The organism is Rhodococcus sp. MurmanLake-1 (genome assembly GCF_056945715.1).
Genome location: NZ_JBWZNF010000012.1, coordinates 114,683 through 141,628 on the forward strand (window position 1 = coordinate 114,683; position 26,946 = coordinate 141,628).

1 protein-coding gene is annotated in these 26,946 nt (G+C 62.6%); it reads right to left on the reverse strand.

Going from position 1 to position 26,946, the window contains the following annotated elements:
* Window positions 1-20: 20 nt before the first annotated feature.
* A complete protein-coding gene (locus tag AC2ETI_RS26550; protein WP_483634641.1) occupies window positions 21-26,870 on the reverse strand; it encodes a non-ribosomal peptide synthase/polyketide synthase in 26,850 nt (8,949 codons plus the stop codon).
* Between the last annotated feature and the right edge of the window lie 76 nt (window positions 26,871-26,946).

Consider the following 26,946-nt stretch of genomic DNA (forward strand, 5'->3'; position numbering starts at 1 on the left):
GGCTCGGTGGCTTCAAGTTGTCATGCCCGTTCGGAGTATCCGGAAAACATCGAGAGCACCCGAGCCATCTCCGGTCCGATGACCGCCATGGCCGGTGCCTCGATCATCTCGTTGTGTCCGCATCGCACCGGTACCTCCACGATCCGGCCCGTCACGAGCGGACGCCATTCCTGTGGCGACCTTTCCCGCGGAATCGTGTCGTCTTTTCCGTCAGCCGGGAAGATCAGCAGGTCTCCCTCGTATATCTGGGGAACGAACTGGTGCGTGATTCTCTGCGAAGTCTCGTACCCTCTGGCAATCCGCTCGAGGTCCCGACCGTCGACTCCCGTCTCGGGCCCGAGCCTCCGGGCCAGCACGGCCGCCGCCTCGTCGAAGGTCAGATCTCGGTCGGTCTCGATCTCGAGGCCGAGTCCTCGCAGTAGGTCTCGGACGTCGAGTGCGGCTGACGCAGAGGCATCGCCGTTGTCGGGGTAGCTGTCCATCATCGTCAGTGTGGCAACTTCGCGGCCGGACGATTGCAGGCCGACGGCCATGGCGTGCGCGATGACTCCGCCGAGGGACCAACCGAGCAAGTCGTACGGCCCGTCCGGCGAAACGGCTTCCATCTCTTCGACGTAGCGATGCGCCAACTGTTCGATCGACTGATAGTCACCGTCGTCGCTGAGTGCGGGTAGCTGAAGTCCGTACACCGGTCGGTCCTCGGGCAGATACCGCACCAAGCCGGCGTACCCCCAGGACAGGCCGATACCAGGGTGCACACAGAACAGCGGTCGCCCACTTCCTTCTGTCCGCAGCGGAACAACCACGGCGAGAAGCTCTTCCATGCCGGCGTCCACTGTCGGCATGTCGAGGCGTCGAGCGATTCCAGCGGGTGTCGGGTCGAGGAACATCCACTGAAGCGGAATTCTGCGTTGGAAACGGGAGTGCAGTGCGCTGACGATTCGGGTGGCTACCAGGGAGGACCCGCCCAGGTCGAAGAAGCTGTCGGTAGTGCTCACCCGGCTGACACCCAGAACCTCGACAAACGAGTCGACCACGGCGCGCTCGGTGTCGGTGACCGGCTCGCGGAACTCGGCTGCAGCCGAACTGAATTCGGGTTCCGGTAGAGCCTTTCGGTCGAGCTTGCCCACCGGTGTCATCGGAATCCGCTCGAGAAGTACCACTGCCGACGGAACCATGTGCGAGGGAAGTCGGTCGGCTGCGTACGCCCGTATCTCGTCGCTGTCGGAGGCGTCGGCAGCTGACGCACGCACGTACGACACGAGGACCGTTTCACCCGACGGTCCCGTGTAGCCGACAGTCGCGGCGAAGTCCACCGACGGATGGCGTGAGAGAACTGCATCGATTTCCCCGAGTTCGATCCGAAAACCACGGACCTTGACCTGGAAGTCGCTGCGCCCGATGTATTCGAGTGTGTGATGCACTCCATCGCCGGACCCAACGATTTTGGCACTGTCACCGCCGGATTCACGCCAACGCACGACATCTCCGGTGCGGTACATCCGGCGCCCCGGCGATCCGTACAAGCAAGCGACAAATCGTTCCGACGTGAGCGACGCCCGATTATGGTACCCACGTGCCATACCTGGGCCGATGATGTACAACTCCCCCGGCACGCCCACCGGTACGGGCTGCAAACGCTCGTCCAGCACCAGGAAGCCGAAGCCCACTGCCGGCGAGCCGATGTTCACTCCCGCACCGGGTTTCATCGAATCGCTGACACTCGCCTGCACGGTGGTTTCAGTCGGGCCGTAGCCGTTGTGCAGCCTCCGACCCGGCGCCCATTGCGCGACGACCTCCGGCGGGCAGGCCTCGCCCACCAGATCGAGAACACGGAGAGCCTCGAAACCGTTGTCCCCCAACGCCGCCAGCGCGGTCGGTGTAATGGTGGCATGAGTGACCTGCTCGCGCCGGAAAACATCGGCCAATTCGGCGCCACCGTACACAGCAGGCGGAACGATCACGACTTGCGCCGAGGCGCTGAATGCCATCGTCAACTCGAAGATGGAAGCGTCGAAACTCGGCGATGCCAACTGTGAGACATGAGAGTCGTGAGTGACCTCGAACCTCTCACGAGTTTCGGCCGTGAAGCTCGCCAAACCTCGATGAGTAATGTTCACTCCCTTGGGTTTCCCGGTAGATCCCGAGGTGTAGATCAGGTAGGCCGGATGATCGAGGTTCAGTTCACCGGTTCGATCGTCATCGGTGATCGGTTCCGGCGACAGCGCGGCTACCCGCCGGGCGAAGTGTGGGTCGTCGAGTTCCAGCCAGGGAACAACGTCGGGTAGCTGAGTTCGGCTGGACTGAACGGTCAAACCGAGCGAGGCTCGGCAATCGGCGAGCATGTATTCGACGCGCTCGCGCGGATAGGCCGGATCGACAGGCACAAAAGCCGCTCCGGCTTTGGTCACCGACCAGATCGCCACCACCGATTCGATCGAGCGAGGCATTCCCAGTGCCACGAAGGTCTCCGGGCCCACACCGCGACCACACAACTCCCGGGCAACACGATTCGACCACTCGTCCAGGTCGCGATAACTGAGCTGCCGGTTCTCGAGCGACAGGGCCACCGAGTCCGGATCGATCGCCACGGCGTCCGCCAACAACTCAGGCCACAATTTCGGAGGTACTTCGGGGAGCCCATGCGCCGGCGTCAACTCGCGACGTTCAAGATCGCCGAGTAGATCGATGTCACCGATCGGTACCTGCGGATTCCGGGTCACGGCCTCGAGTACACGAACGAACATGTCGGCAAACCCGCTGACCGTACCGGGGTCGAAGAGATCGGTGGCAAAGTCGACGGCTCCGCTCATCCCTCCCGGTGCACCGCGATCGTCGTACTCTTCGGCGAGGAGGAATTCCAGGTCTACCTTCACTACCTCGAGTTCTGGGTCGATCCCGCGGACTTCCAGTCCCGCCAGCTTCAGAATCGGCCGATCGTTGTTCTGGAATTCCAGCGACACCGAGGAAATCGGTGCATAGGCGCTCGACCGTTTCGGCCCGACCGCGTCCACTACCCGCTCGAAGGGAACGTCGGAGTGCGCGAACGCGGCGACGTCGACTTCGCGGCAATGCGCAACCAACTCCCGGAACGATTGAGCCGGGTCGACCTGTGTGCGCAGTGCGAGCGTGCCGACGAACATGCCCACCAGATCATCGAGGGCACGATCTCCCCTGCCGGCGATCGGCGTTCCGATCACGATGTCGTCGGTGCTGCCCAAACGTGCCAGCAAGAGCGCGAGCGCTGCATGCACAGTCATGAATGCAGTGGACTCTTGCTGCCTCGACACGCCTCGGATACGGCGGTGAAGATCACTGCTGATCGAGAAGTGAATCCGCGAGCCGTGAAAACTCTGTTGTGTCGGCCGGTCTCGATCGAGGGGAAGTTCCAAGAGGTCGGGAGCGCCTGACAGTGCGCGTCGCCAGTAAGCCAACTGCTCGGTGATCACCGACCCAGGGTCGTCGCCGGAGCCGAGAATCTCCCGTTGCCAGAGCGCAAAGTCGGCGTACTGGACTGGAAGCGGCGTCCACTGGGGTTCCCCGCCGTACGCGTGGGCCTCGTATGCAATCATCACGTCTCGGGTCAGTGGAGACATCGAGAAGCCGTCAGCCGAGATGTGGTGCACCACTACGGCAAGTACGTGTTCGCGCTCATCGATGGTGAACAACGCTGCCCGCAGGGGAATTCGTGCGGCGACGTCGAAACCGGCCGAGACCATTCGGGCAAGCTCGTCACGGAGATGATGTTCGTCGGTCACCGATGTCTCGGCCAGTTGTGGGAGCGCGGCGCTTTCGGTGGGCACGATGTGCTGGACCGGTCCGTCGCCGTGGACCGGGAACATCGTTCGCAGCGATTCGTGGCGGGCGATGACATCGGACATCGCTGATCTCAAGGCCGGTTTGTCGAGTTCACCGCTCAACCGCACCACGAGCGGAATGTTGTAAGCAGGAGAACTGGTGTCGAGTTGATTGACGAACCACATCCGCTGCTGAGCAAACGACAAGGGGATGTTGTCGGGTCGGGGGCGCGGTTCCAGTCGCTCCGACCGTTCGGCGACCGACTGGTCGATCACCGTGGCCAACTCGGCCACCGTCGGCATCTCGAACAGGTCCCGCACGCCGACGGTAGCTCCGAGCACCGCCCGTAGCCTCGCCGCGACCGAAGTGGCGCTCAGAGAATTTCCACCGAGCTCGAAGAAACTGATGTCGGTACCGACTCGTTCGAGGCCGAGCACCTCGGCGAACACGTCCGACACTGCCTGTTCGACCGGGCCGACAGGGGGACGGAAATCCCCTGTGGTCGTCTCGATTTCGGGTCTGGGCAATGCCGAACGGTCAACTTTTCCGACAGCGGTCAATGGTATGTTCTCCAGCACCGTGAGAACGGCAGGCACCATGTGCGAAGGCAAGCGCCGGGCCACGGCGCGAATCAGGAGCCTGGTGTCCAGTCGACCCGCGGTGGGCACGACGTACGACACGAGTCGGGTGTCTCCGGTGGGGGCGGAATCGGCAACCGTAACGGCAAATCCGACGTTGGGCTCCGCCATCAGCACACTGTCGATCTCACCGAGTTCGACACGGAAGCCTCGAACCTTGACCTGGAAGTCGCTTCGCCCGACGTACTCGACACACATGTCCGCCGTCCATCGCACGATGTCGCCGGTGCGGTACATCCGCGTTCCTGGGTCGGCCGGATTGGCAACAAAGCGCTCTGCCGTCAACCCCGGCCTTCGGTGATATCCCCGCGCCACGCCTGGTCCGGCCAGATACAGCTCGCCGGGGACCCCGACGGGAACCGCTTGAAGTCGAGCGTCGAGCACCAGTTCGCTGACGCCACTGACAGGTCCACCGATCGTGATGCGTTCCCCGGCGGTCATCGGCGGACTGACGTTGGACATGATCGTTGCTTCGGTCGGTCCGTACGCGTTGTACAGGCGGCGGCCAGGTGCCCAGCGAGCGACGAGATCGGGTGGGCACGCCTCGCCCCCGAATACGACTTCCGAAAGTTGTTCCAGCCCAGCCGGGTCCACCGTTGCCAATGCCGCCGTGGTGATGAACGCGTGCGTGACGGCGTGCTCGGCCAGAAGCTGCGCCAGGTCCTCGCCCCCGTAGATCCCGGGTGGAGCGATAACCATCGTCGCCCCGGCACCGAAAGCCTGCAGATATTCGAAGAGCGACCCGTCGAAACTCGGAGTGGAGAAGTGCAGCGTGCGTGATTGTGGAGTTGCGCCGTAGCGTTCGACCTGGTCTCGGGTGAAGTTGTCGAGCCCTCGCTGTGTGACCACGACTCCCTTGGGCACGCCGGTCGACCCCGAGGTGTAGACCACGTAGGCAGCTGAATCCAACCCGATCGGACGGAGTCGGTCGTTGTCGGTCAACGGGCTCCCCGAGAATTCCTCGCACTTCTTCGTGAAATGCGGATCGTCGAGAATCAGCCACTCCGCGATATCGGGCAATCGATCTCGGCCCGCGGTGGTGGTCAATCCGAAGCTGACCTTCGAATCGATCAGCATGTGATTGATTCGCTCGTCGGGATAGGCGGGATCGATCGGCACGAATGCAGCGCCCGTCTTGGCGACGGCAAGTATCGACACCACGGACGTGAGAGAACGCGGGACACCGACTGCTACGTAGTCCTCGGTTCCCAGTCCTCGCGAGACAAGCACGCGAGCAATGCGATTGGCGAGGATGTCCAGCTCGCCGTAGGTCAGGCTGCCGTCCGCCGATTCCACGGCGAGCGCGTTCGGATCACGCTGGGCTGCCGCATCGAAGATCTCCGGGAAGACGCGCGACGACCCACCAGCCGTGCCACGGGCCGGCACCAATTCGGCACGTTCGGACGGGGCGAGCACCGACACCACAGCCAAGGGGCGATCCGGCTGGGCACACGCTTCGAGTACACGATGCAGTCGTCCGGCGATCTCTTCGATGTCGGCGGCACCGAAAACCTCGGGTAGGTACTCGAATTTCAGGCGGAGTCTGGTGTCGACCGATGCCACCAGGCTGAGCGGGTAGTGGGCAGCGTCCTTGGCTTCGACATCGGTGATCCGGATCCCCGCAATATCGGTATCGGACGAAAGGCCCTGACGGTCACCGGGATACGATTCGAAGACAGTCAACGTGTCAAATCCGGTCTCCGGCCCCGTGGCTACTTGGATCTCGGAAAGCCCGAGATAGTGATGATCCGACAGCTCTGCTTGCTCGGCCTGGATCCGCGCGAGGAGTGTGCCGATACTTTCTCTCGGGCGCAGAGTGATTCGGACCGGAATTGTGTTGATAAACAGCCCGATCATGGTTTCGATCCCGGTCAGCTCGGGAGGTCGACCCGACACCGTCGCCCCGAACACCACATCGTCTCTCCCGGTCAGTGCAGCGAGGACGATCCCCCACGATGCCTGAACAATTGTGTTGATCGTCAGCCCGAGTTCACGCGCCATCCCGCGAAGTGAGGTTGTGAACTCCTCGTCCAGATCGAACACCCACTCGGCCGCCATGGTGGAAAGTCGACGAGATCGAACCGCCGGAGCCAACAGCGTCGGTCCTTCGACTCCGCTCAGCGTCCTCGCCCATACAGCTCGAGAAGCTTGCTGATCGCGGCGGCTCATCCAGGTCAGATAGTCGCGATACGCGCGCGCGTGAGGCAAGGCCGCCACTTCACCGTCAGCGGCATAGAGCGTCGCCAACTCCCGAATCAGCAGTGGCATGGACCAGCCGTCCAGAAGGATGTGATGGTTGGTGAGCACCAGCGTGAACTTTTCGGGGGCGAGAGCAATCAGGGTGAATCTGATCAATGGCGCCTGCGCCATGTCGAACGGGCGCGCTCGGTCCTCCGCCAGTGCTCGATCAAGATCCTGATCTGTTGCACCAGTGAGGTCGATTTCCTGCCATGGCGCTGCCACGGCGCTTCGGACCACCTGGACGGCACGGCCGTCCGCGCCGTGAAGGAAGGCGGTACGCAGGTTCTCATGCCTGTCGAGCAGCGCGTCGGCGGCGTGACGCAGGCGCTCCGAATCGACTGCGCCGGCTAGATCGAGAGCCACTTGTACGAGGTATGCGTCGACCGATCGTTCGGCCAGTTCGGCATGGAACAACAACCCCGCTTGCAATGGAGAAAGTGACCAGACGTCGCTCAGGTCGGGGCACCGGCTTTCGAGGTCGTCTACCGCGTCCTGTCGAAGATCGACCAGATCGAAGTCCGAAGGTGTGAATCCGCCGCCGCCCGCCGCGTACTCACCGAGCCCGGCCAATGCGTCGAGCCACCACTGCGCCAGTTGCCGCGTGTCGTCCGCGCCCAGAATGTCCGGTGGGAACGTCCAGCTGGCAACGAGCTGCGGGCCGTCCTCGGTATCACTGTTGTCGGTGTCGCTGTCGCCGACGGTCATCACGTTGACCTCGAGGACGCTGGCGAGTGGGAGATCGACGGCCGTAACCGTCCGCAAGTCCTCGTCGCGGATCGGTACCCATCCCGCTGAAGCGTCGGCCTCGGATCCACCGACGCGTCCGAGGTAATTGAAACTGATCTGGGGGTCCGGAAGTTGCGAAAGGGTGTGTGCCGTTTCGCGGTTCAGATAGCGCAGCAACCCGAAGCCGATGCCGCGGTCCGGCACCGCCCGGAGTTGTTCCTTGACGGCCTTGGCAGCGACGCCCGCAGCCGGGCCGCCGGCGAAGGCGTCGCTCGGATCCACTCTGCTCAGATCGATCCGCACCGGGAAGATCGACGTGAACCATCCCACCGTGCGAGCAAGATCTGCCCCGGGAACCACCTGTTCCTCGCGTCCGTGCCCCTCGAGACTGATCAATGTCTCCGGATTGTCGATCCCGCGGTCCATGCGCCAGCGGACCATCGCAAGTGCCAAAGCCGTCAACAATCCGTCCTCGACGCTCCCGTGAATCGCCTGCGGCACTGTCGTCGACACGGCCTCGGTCAATGCCGTGGGAACTCGTACTTCGATGTCGGTGGTGGCCGAGGCGGTGTCCCTCGTCGTCAGGGCGCGCACACCCAGAGTCGGATCGGGACCCGCGAGCACCTCTCGCCAATAGTCGAGTTCAGCAACCCGATCCGGCTCGCGCGCGGCGTCGACGAGGCCACGTGCCCATCGACGCATCGAGGTCCCGACCGGAGCCAGTGACGGGTCGACGCCTGATTGCACCTGCGCACAAGCAAGTGCAAGATCGGGGATCAGGATTCGCCAGGAAACACCGTCCGTCACCAGATGGTGCGCTACCAGTAGCAACCGTTTCTGGCGCTGTCCTTCCTTTTGAATCTGTCCGTCGGTGTCGAGCAGGACTGCCTGCACCATCACACCTGTCTCCGGGTCGAGCCGCCCCAGAGCTGCGTCGAGTTCTGCCGAGACCGTCTCCACGGCAGCACCCTCTAGGCTCGCGTGGCGTACGACGGTCTCCGCCCGCACCGTACCTGCTGGCGCAACGTCCATCCGCCGAGCGGATTCAAGATGCAGCGTCGCCCGGATGCCCGCGCGGAGGATGTCGTGGTGGTCCAGCACGGCCTGCATCGCCTGTGTCAGCGTGACCTCGTCGAGCGTGGCAGGAACCGCGAGGAGAACAGATTGTGAGTACCGCCGAAAATCTCCGCCGCGATCGAGCATCCATTCCGCGATCGGTGTCAACTCGATCTCCCCGACGCCGCCACCGGGCAACTCGTCGAGAACAGCGTGACCGCCAGACGTACCGGCCGTCTCGGACAGCGCCGCAACGGTTTTGCGTTCGAATACCTCGCGTGGTGAGATCAAAACTCCGGCAGACTTGGCTCGCGTCACCAACTGGATGGACATGATCGAGTCACCGCCGAGAGTGAAGAACGAATCGTCGACCCCCACCTCGTCGAGTCCCAGAACCTCGGCGAACAGGCCCGCAAGGATGCTTTCCGTCTCGGAGGCGGGGCCACGACTCACGGTTGTCTGTAGCCCGAAGTCAGGTTCAGGCAACGCTTTCCGGTCGAGTTTGCCGTTCACCGTCAGCGGCAAAGCCTCGAGAACCGTCACGACAGCGGGGACCATGTGTGCCGCCAACCTCTGTGAGAGATACTCGAGCAACGCCGCCGGAGAGACAGTGGCAACGGCCTCCGGCACCACGTAGCCCACCAACCGGTCTCTGCGGGCCACCACCGCCGCCTGAGACACGCCCACTCCGGAGAGCAGCGCAGCCTCCACCTCGCCGAGTTCGATTCGGTACCCCTTTACCTGCACCTGCAGATCGTTTCGTCCGAGGTACTCCAGCTGCCCGCTGTCGTTCCAGCGCCCCAGGTCACCAGATCGATACATACGCGCCCCACTGACGGTGAGGTCGGGAATGAACCGCGCGGAGGTCAGACCGGACCGGCCGAGGTATCCGCGTGACACCTGATCGCCGCAGACATACAGTTCACCCACCACACCGGGCGGCACCGGGTGCAACCGCTGATCCAACACATACACACGCAATCCGGGCAACGCCCGACCGATCACCGAGGCCGATCCGTCACGCGCCAGCTCACGATCGAGCGGTAGGTGGCTGACGTGCACCGTGGTCTCCGTGATGCCGTACATGTTGACCAGATCTGGTGACGAAGTCCCGCGGCGGGCGTACCAGCGCGTCAACTGTCCGAAGTCGAGGGCTTCTCCACCGAAGATCACGTAGCGCAATGACAGGGCCGCGCTCCCGATACGCCGGTCGGCTTCCGCCAATTGATAGAAGGCAGTGGGAGTTTGATTGAGCACCGTGACACGTTCGTGCCGTAGCAATTCGAGGAATGCCTCTGGTGTACGGGCCGTGAAGTAGTCGACCAGTACGAGCCGGCCACCGTGTGCGAGTGCGCCCCACATTTCCCAGACCGAGAAGTCGAATGCCTCGGAATGGAACATCGTCCACACATCGCCGCTGTCGAAGCCGAAGAGCGCTCGGGTGTTTGCCAGCAACGTCCCGACGCTGCGGTGGGAAACCTGCACCCCCTTCGGACGCCCAGTAGACCCCGAGGTGTAAATCACGTAGGCCACCGAATCGGGTCGGAGCGGTAGCAGCCGGTCTTGGTCGGTCACCGGAAACGGAGAACTCCTAAGCAGCGCTTCGAGAATCGCCGGGTCGTCCACGGCAATCACTGGAATCTCGTTGTCTGCGATTGCGTCACTGTCTCGTATGTCGGCGCCGTCGGCCCCAGTGGTCAGCACACACTTCGGCGCGGAGTCACGCAGCACGAAGTCCACCCGGTCGACCGGAGAAGTCAGGTCCACCGGTAGGTATCCGCCACCCGCCTTCACCACCGCCAGCAATGCCACCACCAGGTCGATCGAGCGGGTCATCGCGACTGCCACCAGGGTTTCCGGCACCACACCCTGAGCCACCAACAGTCGAGCGAGGCGGTTTGCTCGCTCGTCGAGTTCGCGGTAGGTGACGGACAATCCGTCGCAGCGCACCGCCACGGCATCACCGGACGTCAGCACCGCACGATCGAAGAGATCCGACAGCGAATCCTCGTGGGTTCCGACGCCCGAGACCGAGGCCGAGCCCGAGGCCGAGGCCGATGGCGCAACCAGCATCTCGCTGTATTCGCCGGCCAGAAGTATGTCGATGTCGCCGACGACTGCCGACGGATCCTCGATCACGGCGCCGATCACTCTCTCGAAGCGCTCCGCGATGCGCGTCACCGATACTCGATCGAAAATATCTGTTGCATAACGGAAACCGGCGCTGATACCGGCCGGCCCAGCGTGCTCGTCGACGTGTTCCATCACACTCAGTTGTAGATCGAATTTTGCAACCGCGAGATCGATGTCGAGCGAGCGAGCCGTCAGTTCCGGCAATTCGAAGCGCAGTCCCGTATCGGTCTGGAATTCGAGGAGTACTTGAAAGAGGGGTGAATGCGCGGTGGAACGGTCGGGCGAGAGGTCATCCACCAACCTCTCGAAGGCAATGTCTGCATGGTCGAGTGCACCGAGATCCGTTGACCGCACCGCGGCCAACACCTCGGCAAAGGTTGCTCCGGATTGGACGGGTGTGCGAAGCACGAGCGTGTTGACGAACATCCCGACCACATCGTCGAACACCGAGGCACCGCGCCCTGCGACCGGAGTGCCGATCACTACGTCGTCCGACGCCGAAAGCCGTGCCAGCAACACCGCGAGCGCCGCATGCATCACCATGAACAGGGACGCACCATTCTGGTGTGCGAGGTCGGTCAAAACTCGATGGATCTCGGGTGAGAAGTCCATCGAAACCACCGCGCCCTCGGTAGACCGTTTCGGCGTTCGTGGTCGATCGAGAGGGAGCGGCAAGACTTCTGGAATATCCGACAGCTTCGCTGTCCAGTAATCGAATTCATCCGACGTCGACGTTCCCGGACCAACTTCTGCGTCGAGGATCTCCCGCTGCCACAGGCTGTAGTCGGCATACTGGATGGGCAGTGGCTCCCAGTCCGGATTCTGCTCCTGAGCACGGGATGTATAGGCGCGCATCAGGTCACGTGCCAGTGGCGCCATCGAGAAACCGTCCGCGGCGATGTGGTGGACGACGATCGCAAGAACATGCTGCTCCGGCCCGATTCGGAGTAACCTCACGTGCAGCGGGAACTCTTCGGCCACATCGAATCCGACGTCGAAGAACGCGTGCAAATCCGTAAAAAGCCGCTCGCCGGAAATCGGGACGGGGTGGATTCGAGGAGCAGCGAGCGCTGGTTCGGCGATCACCTGGTGGGGCCCGTTCGCGGACGTCGGGAAGATCGTTCGAAGGGTTTCGTGCCGTTCCACCACATCACCCAGTGCGGCTTGGAGCGCACCCGAATCCAGGAAGCCGTCCAGTTGTAGTGCGACGGGGATGTTGTAAACCGGAGACGAGGTGTCGAACTGGTTGACGAACCACATGCGCGCCTGTGAGAGCGATAGCGGAATGTGTTCTGGCCGGGTCTTACCCGCGATTTCTGAAATCCTCGAACCTTCCGGCCCCGAACCTTCCGGCCCCGAACCTCGCAGCACAGCTTGTAGCTGATCGATCGATGCCGCCAGATCAGCGACCACGGGAGTGTCGAACAAGGCCTTCACACCGACATTCGTGCTCGATTCGGATCTGATGCGCGCTGCGACGCGAGTGGCGCTGAGCGAGTCTCCACCCAGTTCGAAGAAATTGTCGTCGGCGCCCACCTGGTCGAGATCGAGCACCTCGGCGATGGCTCGAGCGACCAGAACTTCGGCTCGTGTGCTCGGCGTCCGATAGTCCGCGGCTGTAAAAGTAGTGTCCGGGAGGGCTTTACGGTCCAACTTCCCATGCACCGTCACCGGAAACTCCCCCAACACCACCACCACCGACGGCACCATGAACCCCGGAAGAGACCTCCGCACCCCCTCCAACACCACCACCTCATCGACCACCACCCCCACCTCACCCACCACAAACCCCACCAAAAAATCCCCACCCACACCCGACCGCAACACCACCACCGCACCAGCCACCCCCACCTGAGCAGCCAACACCGCCTCCACCTCACCCAACTCCACCCGCTGCCCCCGCACCTTCACCTGAAAATCCGTGCGCCCCACAAACTCCAACACCCCACCACACCCCCACCGCACCACATCCCCCGTCCGATACACCCGAGCACCCACCACCCCCGACACCGGATCCGCCACAAACCGACCCACCGTCAAATCCACACGACCCTCATACCCCCGAGCCACCTGCACCCCACCCACATACAACTCCCCCACCACACCCACCGGAACCGGCCGCAACCGCGAATCCAACACCAACACCCGCGTATTCCACACCGGCCGACCAATCGGAACACCCACCCCCACAACACCATCCACCGCATGAAACGTCACATCCACCGACGCCTCCGTCGGCCCGTACAAATTCACCAACTCCGCACCACACACCCCCGCAAACCGCCCCGCCAAAACCGACGACAAACCCTCACCCGACACAAACACCCGACGCACATTCGAACGCCCCACCACCACCGAAGGCTCCCCCACGAACACCTCCAACATCGACGGCACAAAATGCACCACCGACACCCCCCACCGCTCGATCACACCCACCAAACACACCGAACCACGATACCCACACGGATCCGCCACCACCAACCGCGCACCCACCATCAACGGCCAAAACAACTCCCACACCGACACATCGAACGACACCGGCGTCTTCTGCAACACCACATCCCCCACACCCAACGGAAACTCCCCCTGCATCCACAACAACCGATTCACCACCCCCGCATGCGAAACCACCACCCCCTTCGGACGACCCGTCGACCCCGACGTGAACATCACATACACCGCATGCTCAGGCAACAACACCCCCAACCGATCACCCACCCCCACCGGATCACCCGAAAACCCCGAAACATCAACACAACCCACATCAACAAACCCCACCCCCACCGGCAAACACCCACCATCACCACCCCGCGACAACACCACCACCGGATCCACCACCCCCACCACAAACCCCACCCGCTCCACCGGCGCACCCACATCCACCGGAACAAACACCCCACCAGCCCGCACCACCGCAAACACCGCCACCAACAACTCCACCGACCGCGACAACACCACACACACCCGCGACTCCGGACCCACCCCCAACGAAATCAACAACCGCGCAAAACGATTCACCCGAACATCAAACTCACCCCACGACAACACCACCCCACCACACACCAACCCCCCACCACCCACACCAGCAAACCGCCCATCCAACACATCCACCAACGTCAAACCCCCCACCGCAACCCCCACCCCATCCCAACCACCCACCACCAACCCACGCTCACCGGCGACAAACACGTCGACCTCACCGACCGATGTATCCGCGTTCGCTGCAAAGGCGGCAAGAATTCGCGACATTCGCTGTGCAATGGTGCCGACCGCGGCGCGGTCGAATGCCGCCGGCTGATACCGCAGGCTCACTTGCAGCGTCGGTTCCGCGACCGACAGCACGGTGAGCGGGTAATGCGTGGCGTCGCGGGCATTCACAGCGGTGACGCGCATACCGGCTACGTCGGTGTTCCCGTCCATCCCCGAGGTATCGATCGGATACGACTCGAAGACCGACAGTGTGTCGAACAAATTGCCTGTCCCTGCGGCAGATTGAATCGCGCCGAGTCCGACATAGTGATGATCGAGCAGAGCTGTCTGCTCGCCTTGTAGTCGCGCGAGCAGCTGTGCACACGTCTCGTCCGGATCCAGTTGCACCCGGACAGGCAATGTGTTGATCAGCAGCCCCATCATGTTTTCCACACCAGGCAATTCAGGTGAGCGGCCCGAGACTGTGACGCCGAAGACTACGTCGTCGCGGGAAAGCATTCGAGACAACAGGACACCCCACGCCGCTTGGATCACCGTGTTCATCGTGATCCCGCTCCGCTGAACCAGCCCACCGAGTCCGTCGAGCACCGAATCGGGCAGATCGACGGCGACCTCTTCGGGTACCACCTGATCGGCGGTCGGCGCCGAAGCCGCCAACAACGTCGGCTCGTCGACGCCTTCCATGGCGTCCTCCCAGACCGCGAGCGAGGTCTCGATGTCGCGGTGCGCCAACCATTCCAGATAGGTGCGGTACGACGGAGTCTGGGGCTGATCGGCTGGGACGCTCTCGACCGGGAGACTGTCATCCGCGTATCTCATCAGCAGTTCGCGTACCAGCAACGGCATCGACCAACCGTCGAGAACGATGTGATGGTTTGTCACCACCAACACACACCTCGTCGGCGAGGTTCGCAGCAACGTCAGCCGAAGCAGTGGCGGCGAGGCGAGGTCGAAGGGTGCACTGCGATCCTCGTCGAGGCGGCGCTCCAGCTCTGCTTCGGTTGCCGATCCGCAATCACTCAGGTCGACCTCGGTCCAGGGAATCATTGCATCGTCGACAATCAACTGCACCGGTAGGCCGTGTGCGTCGTAGACGAACGCTGCACACAGATTCGGGTGGTTTGCCAGTAGTCCGGCAGCAGCGCCGCGCAAACGCTCGGAATCAACCGCTCCTTCGAGCTCGACGCACAACTGCGCTGTGTAGACGTCCGTCGACGTGGCCGCCAGTGCGGCATGGAACATCAGCCCGGCCTGAAGGGACGACACCGACCAGACATCGTGCAATCCGGGGAAGTCGTTCTCCCAGCGTTCGATCTGTTGTTGGTCGACCGAGACCAGGGGAATGTCCGACGGCGTCAGACCGCCCGCATCAGGTCGCGATGCGTGCGCGGTGAGTCCGTCGAGCGCACGACGCCACAGTTCCGCGAACTCCGCGATGTCAGACCTGTCGAGCACTCCGCGGGGAAAGGTGAAAGATGCTGTCAGGCAGGGCCCGTCGACATGGTCCTCAACCGCCGCGTTGATGTCGATCACGGACGCCACAGGCATGGACCGATTCTGGGTTCCGCCGAGCTTTCGATTGCCCTCCACCGGCAGCCAGTCCTGTGTTCCGTCAGAGGAACTGATCCGGCCCAGATAGTTGAAACTGATCTGAGGAGAACGGAATCGGCCGAGTGGTTCGCTCTCGCCCGACAGGTAGCGCAACATCCCGAATCCGATTCCATGATCGGGGATCGCACGCACGTATTCCTTGACGGCTTTGAGAGCCCGTCCGGCGTCGGCGCCACCTGCCAGTGCGTCGTCGACGTCGATTCCGCCGAGGTCCACGCGCACCGGGTAGAGTGTGGTGAACCAACCAACGGTGCGCGCGAGGTCTGCGCCAGGAACCGCTCCTTCCTCGCGGCCGTGTCCTTCGAGCGTGATCAGGGCGGCAGCGGTATCCATACCGCGGCGTCGTCGCCACTCGATCGAGGCCAACGCAACAGCAGTGAGGAGTCCGTCGTTCACGCCGGCGTGAAATGCCGCAGGAACCGTGGTGAGTAGGTTCCTGGTCACCGGAGGCGCGATGTCCACTGTGACGGTGTCGACCGTGCCGTCGACGTCGATCGTGGGATCGAGTGGGCGCGAACCGATCAGCGGGTCATCGCCGTCAAGGATCGTTTTCCACATGTCCCGTTCGACACTCCGGTCGCCCACGTGCTCGACAAGCCCGTGCGTCCATCGCCGGAACGACGTTCCGGTCTGTGGCAGTTCGGGCGTGACACCGGCCTGGAGTTGTGCTGTCACCGTCGCCAGGTCGGTGACCAGAATGCGCCACGAGACACCGTCGACAACCAGGTGATGAATCACCACAAGTAGTCGGCCCCGCTTGTTCGGCAAGTCAGGTCTGTCGGCCAGGTCGAACCAGATCACGCGGACCATGTCGGCCGCGGCGGGATCCAAGCTGTCGGCAGCGGCCTCGAGCTCTCCCGACGCCAAGGCCCTGAAACCTTCGTCGTACACCGAACCGACAGCTACTCGATGGATCAGTCCTTCGGCCGAGATCGAGCCGGGTGGTAGGACTTCCATGACCCGGTCACTCTCGCCCAAGCGCGCTCGCAGCATTCCGTGGCGATTCAGCAACTCCTGGACACCACGGACAAGGAGGTCCTGGGTGAGATCAGCGGGAGCTGTCAGCAAGAGCGCCTGGGAGAACCGTTTCAATTCGCCGCCACTCAGGCCGCCATTGCTGCGGTCCAGCATCCACTGCGCCACCGGGCTCAGTGGAACAGTTCCGACAGCGGACCCTGGTAGCTCCGCGAGCACATCAGGACCGTCCTGCTCCACGTGCGCCGACTCGGCAAGCGCGGCAACAGATTTGTGGTCGAATACGTCTCGGGGCGAGATGATCACACCAGCATCGCGAGCGCGGGCCACCAATTGGATGGACATGATGCTGTCTCCACCGAGCTCGAAGAACGAATCATGCACTCCTACGGTGTCCAGGCCGAGAACCTGCGCGAACAGAGCGGCAAGAAGATTCTCGGTTTCCGTTCGCGGTGTCCGGTCGGGTGTGGCCGTGGACGAGAAATCGGGTGCCGGAAGCGCTGCGCGGTCCAGTTTTCCGTGAACAGTCAGCGGAAGTGCGTCGAGCACCACCACCGCCGCAGGCACCATGTACGACGGCAGACGCTTGCCTGCATGCGCGAGGACGTCTCGCGGATCGACACTCGCTCCGCGATCGGGAACCACGTATCCGATCAACCGATCCCTGCCGTTCAACCGATCCCTGCCGTCGCCGTTCCAGACGCCCGTCACCGCCTGGGCCACGCGCGGGTGCGTCTGCAGTGCCACCTCGACTTCCCCGAGTTCGATGCGGAACCCGCGGACCTTCACTTGGGCATCGGTGCGCCCGAGATACTCCAGCTGTCGGTCGGGCGTCCACCGCACGCGATCGCCCGTGCGATAGATCCGCGTTCCCGGCGCACCGAAGGGATCTGCGACAAACTGCGTGGCGGTCAACGGGGATCGCCGGTGATAGCCGCGAGCGAGAGCCGGCCCGGCAAGATACAACTCTCCCGCGACACCTACCGGTACCGCTCTCAGACGCGAGTCCAGCACTACCTCGCTGAATCCGCGAGTAGGTGCGCCGATGGTGACCGGGTCGCTCGGAGCCAGTGCCGCACTGATGCTCGACACCACAGTTGCCTCGGTAGGACCGTAGGCGTTGAACATCTTTCTGCCCGGCGCCCAGCGGGCCACCAATTCCGGCGGGCACGCCTCCCCACCTGTCACGACACAACCGACAGTGGTGAGTCCGTCTGGGGCGACGGATGCCAAAGCCGCCGGAGTCACAAAACAATGGGTGACGCGCTCGCGCTCCAGTAGCGCCGCCAGTTCCGCCCCGCCGTAGACGGTCGGTGGCACGATCACCATCGTGGATCCCGCACCAACGGCCAACATGAGTTCGAGAACCGAAGCGTCGAAACTCGGCGAAGCGAAGTGCAGAGTTCTGGATCGGGTCGTGGCGGCGAATGTCTCGCGCTCCTGGAGAGCAAAGTTGCTCAACCCGCGATGTGTGACCGTCACCCCCTTGGGTGTTCCCGTTGATCCCGAGGTGTAGATCAGATAGGCCGGATTGTCGATTCGAATCCGTGCCTTCCGATCCTCGTCGGTGACTTTCGATGGCGAGTACGCCCACAGCCGTTCCTCGAAACCGGCATCGTCGAGGACCAGCCACGGCACGAGGCCGGACAATGCTGCGTGGTGAGCTCGGGTCGTTATCCCCCACGCTGCACCGGAGTCGCCCAGCATGTACTCGATACGTGCAGCAGGAAGTCCCGGGTCCACGGGAAGGAATGCCGCACCTGTCTTGGCAATGGACCACACCGCCAGAACGGACTCGACGGAGCGTGGGAGACACATCGCCACCACCGATTCGGGACCCACTCCGGATTCGACCAGCATGCGGGCCAATCGATTCGACTGTGCGTCTAGTTCGAGATAGGTCACTTCACGTTCCTCGAACACCAGCGCGACGGCGCCGGGATCCTGGGCGGTCGCCATATCTGTTGCTGTAGTGAGCAAATCGGGAAGGGTCTGAACAGCGGTGGAGATCACACCTCGCACGGGTACCAGTTCGGCTGACTCACGGGCGTCGAGGATATCGATGTCTCCGATCCGCGATTGCGGATCCGTGGTGACGTACTCGAGAATCCGTTGCAGGCGGTCGACGAAGCCCCCTACTGTTTCCTCGTCGAAAATATCTGCGGCATATCCGAATTCAGCACGAATACCATCCGATTCACCGGCGGTGCCAGTGTTCTGCGCCACCGTCAACTGCAGATCGAAGGTGATGGTGTCGATCTCGACACCCACGTCGGTCACCTGCAGGTCGGGAAGTTCCAGTGTCGGTCGCTCGATGTCTTGGAACTCCAACATGACTTGAAACAGGGGCGAGTATGCCGTCGAACGTGAAGGATTCACTATCTCGACGACTCGTTCGAACGGCACGTCCGCATGAGTGAAGGCGCTCAGATCTACGTTTCGGATCTGGTCGAGGAACTCCCCGAAAGTCGCGCCGCGGTCCACTGCAGTGCGCAAGACCAACGTGTTGACGAACATGCCCACCAGGTCGTCGAGTTCGCGCTCCCCACGCCCGGCGATGGGAGTTCCGACGGCTATGTCGTCCTCATCACTGAGCCTCGCCAGCAGCACTGCCAAGGCTGCATGCACAACCATGAAGACGGTGGCGTTATGTTTGCGCGACAGGGCAACCACACCGGCATGAACCTCCGGACTGAACGCGAACCGAATCCGTCCGCGTCGAAGCGAACGCACATCACCGCGCGGTCGATCGGTCGGAATGTCGAGAACTTCCGGTGCACCCGCAAGATTCTCGACCCAATAGGCGAGCTGTTTCGAGATCAAAGACCGAGAGTCGGATTCCGAACCCAACCAACCACGTTGCCACAACGCATAGTCGGCGTACTGGATCTCGAGCGGCGCCCACCGAGGAGCCTCACCGCTCACACGGGAGGTGTACGCGCTCATGAGATCTCGGGCCAGCGGTACCGTGGAGAATCCGTCGGCGGCGATGTGGTGAATCACGATCACCAGGACATGCGAGTGGACCTGGTCGTCTCGCCGCAACAAGGTGGCGCGCATCGGGACCTGCTGCATGACGTCGAAACCATCCGAAACGATCTGCCGGCAACGCTCGCGCAGCTCTTCCTCTCCCTGCACAAGTATCGGTGCGAGATCCGATACCACCTGTGAGGTAGACGTGATCACTTGACGCGGGCCGTCGTCAGTGAGAGGAAAAACAGTGCGCAAGGACTCGTGCCGCTCGACGACGTCGACAAATGCCGCGTGAAGTGCACTCAGATTCACTGTGCCGTCGAGCCTCAACGCGCACGCGACGTTGTAGGCGGCGGACTCGGGGTCGAACTGATTCGCAAACCACATTCGCTCCTGCGCCGGCGAAAGTGGGATATCCGTCGTCGTACCCCGCGGCCTCAACGCCGGCTTGGCCCCCTCTCCTCCGCGACACTGCGCCAACTCGGCCAGCGCTGCAACGGTAGAAGCATCGAAGACGTCGCGGATGTCGATCCGTTCGCCGAGAACAGAATTCACTCGCGCAACCAACCTGGCTGCACTCAGAGAGTTCCCACCAAGGGCAAAGAAGTCGTCGTACACGCCCACCGTCGACGTTCCCAACAGATCATCGAAGATTGCGGCAACCGTCTCCTCGACCGGCGTTCGCGGCGCAACATACTGCAGCGATCGAGGTTCGAAGTTGACGTCCGGGAGGGCTTTACGGTCCAACTTCCCATGCACCGTCACCGGAAACTCCCCCAACACCACCACCACCGACGGCACCATGAACCCCGGAAGAGACCTCCGCACCCCCTCCAACACCACCACCTCATCGACCACCACCCCCACCTCACCCACCACAAACCCCACCAAAAAATCCCCACCCACACCCGACCGCAACACCACCACCGCACCAGCCACCCCCACCTGAGCAGCCAACACCGCCTCCACCTCACCCAACTCCACCCGCTGCCCCCGCACCTTCACCTGAAAATCCGTGCGCCCCACAAACTCCAACACCCCACCACACCCCCACCGCACCACATCCCCCGTCCGATACACCCGAGCACCCACCACCCCCGACACCGGATCCGCCACAAACCGACCCACCGTCAAATCCACACGACCCTCATACCCCCGAGCCACCTGCACCCCACCCACATACAACTCCCCCACCACACCCACCGGAACCGGCCGCAACCGCGAATCCAACACCAACACCCGCGTATTCCACACCGGCCGACCAATCGGAACACCCACCCCCACAACACCATCCACCGCATGAAACGTCACATCCACCGACGCCTCCGTCGGCCCGTACAAATTCACCAACTCCGCACCACACACCCCCGCAAACCGCCCCGCCAACACCGACGACAAACCCTCACCCGACACAAACACCCGACGCACACTCGAACACCCCACCACCACCGAAGGCTCCCCCACGAACACCTCCAACATCGACGGCACAAAATGCACCACCGACACCCCCCACCGCTCGATCACACCCACCAAATACACCGGATCACGATGCCCACCCGGATCCGCCACCACCAACCGCGCACCCACCATCAACGGCCAAAACAACTCCCACACCGACACATCGAACGACACCGGCGTCTTCTGCAACACCACATCCCCCACACCCAACGGAAACTCCCCCTGCATCCACAACAACCGATTCACCACCCCCGCATGCGAAACCACCACCCCCTTCGGACGACCCGTCGACCCCGACGTGAACATCACATACACCGCATGCTCAGGCAACAACACCCCCAACCGATCACCCACCCCCACCGGATCACCCGAAAACCCCGAAACATCAACACAACCCACATCAACAAACCCCACCCCCACCGGCAAACACCCACCATCACCACCCCGCGACAACACCACCACCGGATCCACCACCCCCACCACAAACCCCACCCGCTCCACCGGCGCACCCACATCCACCGGAACAAACACCCCACCAGCCCGCACCACCGCAAACACCGCCACCAACAACTCCACCGACCGCGACAACACCACACACACCCGCGACTCCGGACCCACCCCCAACGAAATCAACAACCGCGCAAAACGATTCACCCGAACATCAAACTCACCCCACGACAACACCACCCCACCACACACCAACCCCCCACCACCCACACCAGCAAACCGCCCATCCAACACATCCACCAACGTCAAACCCCCCACCGCAACCCCCACACCATCCCAACCACCCACCACCAACCCACGCTCGGGCGCACCCAGAATCTCCGTATCACCCACTGGGGCAGTTGGATCCGATACGACCGACCGCAGTAGGCGGACGAAGCGCTCCCCGAACTCGGTGACTGTGGTGCGCTCGAAGATATCGGAGGCGTAGGTGAAGGCGGCGTCGAAACCCACCGGGATTCCGTCCTTGCCACGCTTTTCGGAGAGCGAAAATTGCAAGTCGAATTTGGCGACACCGATGTCGACTGAAACAACATCGACACCGAGTCCTGGTAGTTCGAGGTGAGGATCTGCGGTGTTCTGAAATTCCAACAGAACCTGGAAGAGCGGTGAATGAGATGGTGAACGCTCCGGAGCAACTGCATCGACGACTCGCTCGAACGGCACCTCGGTTTGCCCGAACGCTGCCAGATCAACTTCGCGAGTTCGTGAAAGGATTTCCTCGAAAGTCGCGGCGGTATCAACGGCGGTTCGCAGGACGACCGTGTTGACGAACATCCCGACCAGATCGTCGAGGACTTGCTCGGCGCGCCCTCCCACCGGAGTGCCGATCGCTATGTCCGGCGAGGCGCTCAGCCGTGCCAACAGAACGGCCAGCACTGCGTGCATCACCATGAACGGTGTCGCGTTGTGATTCCGAGCGAGTTCGAGGAGGTCACTGTGCACGTCTGCGGGCACCGAGAATCGGACCGATTCACCGCGCATGGATCGTTCCGCCGGCCTCGGTCGATCCAGCGGAAGGTCGATCACGTCAGGTAGACCGGACAGGGTGGACGTCCAGTAGTCCAACTGCTTCGCCTGGAGCGTGTCCGGATCGGCGGCACTGCCGAGCAGTTCGATCTGCCATTGGCTGTAGTCGGCGTACTGCACAGGCAAAGGCGGCCAGTCCGGTGCCCGACCGGCAGCCCGCGCCGCGTAGGCGCGGGTCAGGTCGCGGGCCAGCGGCTCGAGTGATGCTCCATCCGCCGAAATATGGTGAACCACCAACGCGAGGACATGGACGTCCCGAGTGATTCGAAAAAGGGAGCCGCGCACGGGCACGTTCTCGCTCACGTCGAACCCCTCGCGAGCGAGATCGGCGACGCGCCTGTCCAAGGCTTCCTCGTCAACGGATACTTCCCACGCCATCTCCGACGTCACACGTTCCGAAGGAACCACGACCTGATGTGGACCGTCGACCGACGCCGGGTAGACGGTGCGAAGCGATTCATGTCGATCGACAACATCTCCCATCGCGAGTTTCAGCGCAGCCACATCCAACGCCCCTGACAGTCGGACCACCATCGGGATGTTGTAGGCCGGGGACGACGTGTCGAACTGATTGACAAACCACAGGCGTTGTTGCGCCAGAGACACCGGAATCTTGTCCCTGTACGAATGTGCCTGCAGGATTGGACGCTTCGAACGCGAGGGATCAACGCCGGAGGACTTCGCGTCACGCACGTGGAGAGCCAGTGATTCGATCGTCGGTGCTTCGAACAAAGTCCGCACCCCGAAATCGATTGCTTCAGCGGCATTGACTCGTGCGATCAGCTTTGTGGCGATCAGTGAGTTCCCACCCAGCTCGAAGAAGTCGTCACCCGCACCCACCGCCTCAGCACCTAGAACGTCGGCAAAAATCTCGGCCAGCAGTAGTTCTTCGGCGCCCTCGGGCGGTCGAAAGTTGTCCGACCGAGCATCGAACCGAGGTGCCGGTAAGGCAGCGCGATCGACCTTTCCCGATGGAGTTACCGGCAACTCGTCGAGAAGAACAAAGGCCGCAGGAACCATGTACGACGGCACACGGCTCGCGGCGTATTGCGTCAGATCGGCCGTCGAGAGCGCACTGCCGCCGGCAGGCACGACGTACGTGGTAATCATCGTTGTACCGGAGGGAGCCGCACGCGCCACGGTAACTGCATTCTCGACCTGCGGACACGACTGCACGACGCTGTCGATTTCCCCGAGCTCGATACGGAATCCGCGAACTTTCACCTGGAAATCGCTGCGACCGACGTACTCGAGTGCACGGCCACGGCGCCGCCGCACCAAGTCCCCCGTTCGATACATCCGCCGGCCCGGGAGACCGAACGGGTCGGCCACGAATCGTCGTGCGGTCAACGCATACTTCCGGTGATATCCACGTGCGAGCGCGTCTCCCGAGATGTACAGCTCACCCACAACACCGTCGGGGACGGGGTGCAATCGCTGATCGAGCACGATCTCCTCGAAACCGCGGAGCGGACCGCCCACTGTGATGTTCTCCGACGACACCATCGGCTCGCCGATGTTCGACATGACGGTGGTCTCGGTCGGCCCGTAGGCATTGCACAGCCGTCGGCCGGGAGCCCACCGCTGCACAAGATCCGGCGGACAGGCCTCACCACCGACCACCACGTCGCCGAAGTCCGAAAGGCCCTCGGGCGAAACTGTTCCGAGCGCCGCAGTAGTGACAAAACCATGCGTGACACGCTGGGATTCGAGGAAGCGAGACAGCTCGTCACCGCCGTAAATCGTGCTCGGTGCAATCACCATGGTCGCTCCGGCACCGAAAGCCAGCAGGTATTCGAAAATCGAGGCGTCGAAACTCGGGGTCGAGAAGTGCAATGTTCGCGCATCCTGGGTCGCACCGAACCGCGAACGCTGTTCGGCAGCAAGCGCTTCCAGTCCGCGATGCGAGACCGTCACCCCCTTGGGGAGTCCGGTGGAACCCGAAGTGTAGATCACGAATGCGGGATTGTCGGGGCGGATCGGGTGCACCCGATCGACATCGGAGATGGAGCGGACGGACAACCGCGCAAGTCGGCCACCGAACTCAGCGTCGTCAATCGCTAGCCAGGAAATCGAATCCGGCAAACGATGAAGTTCGGAAACGACCGTGAGCCCCAGTACGGCGCCGGAATCGGTCAGCATGAAGCGAACACGTTCACCCGGATAGGTCGGATCCACCGGCACGAATGCCGCGCCGGCTTTGGTCACCGCCAACATCGCGACAACCGATTCGACCGAACGCGTCAAACCCAGCGCCACACTGTTTTCCGGACCGACGCCGCGGTCGATCAAGACTCGGGCCAACTTCGACGAACGCTCGTCGAGTTCTCGATACGTCAACTCGCCATCGAGATACGACAGGGCCACGCCGTCGGGGTGTGTGCGCGCCGCACCGTCGAACAGTTCGGCCAGGGTGCGGTGCGAAGCGCGAGGGTCACTGCGGACAGGCTGCATCGCGGATCGCTCGTCGTCGGACAAGATGTCGATGTCGCCGACCATCATTGCCGGATCTGTGGTGACGGATTCCAGGACGCGCGCGAACCGCAAACCGAGGCCACGTACCGTCTCGGTGTCGAACAGGTCGGTTGCAAACGCGAGCGTCACCGTGATTCCGGACGGCGCACCCACCTCGTCGAACAGTTCGACTGCAGACACTCCGAGATCGAAGCGGCCGAGGTCGGGAGGGTGCTCGTCAGCGCTGGCGACGGACTCGAACGTCACCTGTATCACCGGCGCATACGCAGGTACATCCTCCACTTCGAGCGACTGCGCCACCTGCTCGAGCCGTATCCCACTGTGCGGCAGCGCACTACTTCGGACCTCGACGACACTGCCCAAGAGCGCCGTGAACGGCGTCTCCAGATCGATGCGACTCCGGATGGCAACGATGTTCGCGTCGGATCCCGTCGGCGTACCGATTACCACGTCCGAAGCCCCGGACAATCGGCTCACCACTAGCGCGAAGCCCGTATGTAGGACCGCGCGTGTGTCCGTCCCGAGATCACTTGCCATTTCTGTAATCCGCGCGTGGGTGTCTGCGGCGATCACGACCTCAACCTGTGCACTGTCCAGCGATTGCGTTGCAGGCCTGGGTCGATCGAAGGGAAGTTGCAACAGTTCGGGCGCCCCGGTGAGCTCATGTCTCCAATACTCGAGGTGCCGCACTTCGCGTTGTCGTCGCTCGCCCTCCCGGGCCGTCGGGCCGTGAATGTCTGCGAGTTCGGCACCGGAATCAGACGCGATCAACTCTTCCAGCAAGCCGACAAAATTCCGGTGGTGCTCGCGTAAACCCGCCTCCTCGTATCGGATCGGGTTTGCCCGGAAGTCGACACGCAGCCTGTCGCCACTCGGATACACGTTGACCAGAAGGTCTTCCACCGGCCCGGAGGTGACGATGTGATACTCCCCAACCACCTCGCCCAACTGCACCTCCTGGCGAAACAGCATGACGTTGACCATGGGCCCGGCATATGAGTCTTCGCCTTCCAGACCGCTCGTCATACCTGCGTCCCGACGGATGTCGTCGAGGCTGCAGCGCTGGTGCCGCAATGCACCCATGAGCTCATGCTGGACCTGGGCGAAGAGTTCAGCGACGGTGTCGACGGCTGCGACACTGATGAGCAGCGGCGCGACGTTCACCATCATGCCGCCCGAGTCCCGCAACACCGCCGTAGTCCGTCCGGACATCGGAACATGAATCTGGACAGTCTCTTTCGCCGTCATTCGCGAGAGGTACAACGCGAGCGCAGCGATGACCGTTGCAGCGTGGTTCTCGGATTCGTGGAGAAGGGCACAGCTCCGGTCCGACATCAGTGTGCTTTCGAGTCGGCTCTCGATGTGTGCGGGCCCAGAAGCCTCCGCCAAGCTGGATCCGGCACCGACTGTATTGCGCCCTGCCCAGTACTCACGGTCGGCAGCGAATCGATCCGACTGTCTGTACCGCTCGTCGATGTCGTACAGCGTGCGCAGTGTCGCGGCACGACTCGGCTGCAGATCATTTCTCGCCGCCGAGGCCGAGTACCGATGCGCAATGCGGTTCATCATGGTCATGGCACCGAAACCGTCGAGCGCGACATGATGGATACGGCTGTACCACAAATAGTGCGCGTCACCCACGCGCAGCACAGCGGTCGCGACGATTCCGTCGACTGCCAGGTCGAGCTGCGTCCGGCAATCTCGACGCATCCACTCGAGCGCAGCCTCGAAGGGATCCTCGGTCCAGCGGAAGTCGACCAAACCGACCGAGATTTCGGCCTTCTCATCCACGTACTGCATCGGCTGACCATCAACCTCGATCACTTTGAGCATGGGAGATTGAAACTCGTAAGCAACTGCCCGCGTTTCGCGATCCAGTAATTCGACGTCGAGTTCGCCGCGCAACTCCACGTAGTGCGCTATCAGAATCGGGACTTCGGGATCGAATTGCTGAGCGAACCAGGTTGCCCGTTGGGCGGCCGAGAGCGGAAAGAGGGTCTCATCGAAAGGGTCGGTCCGTCTTACCTCGAAGGGTTTCACAGCGCCCCGCCCCGCATGATCTCCGCGGCCGCCGAGTGCGTAGCCGCGTCCGAATCAACAGCGCGAAAGCAAGAGG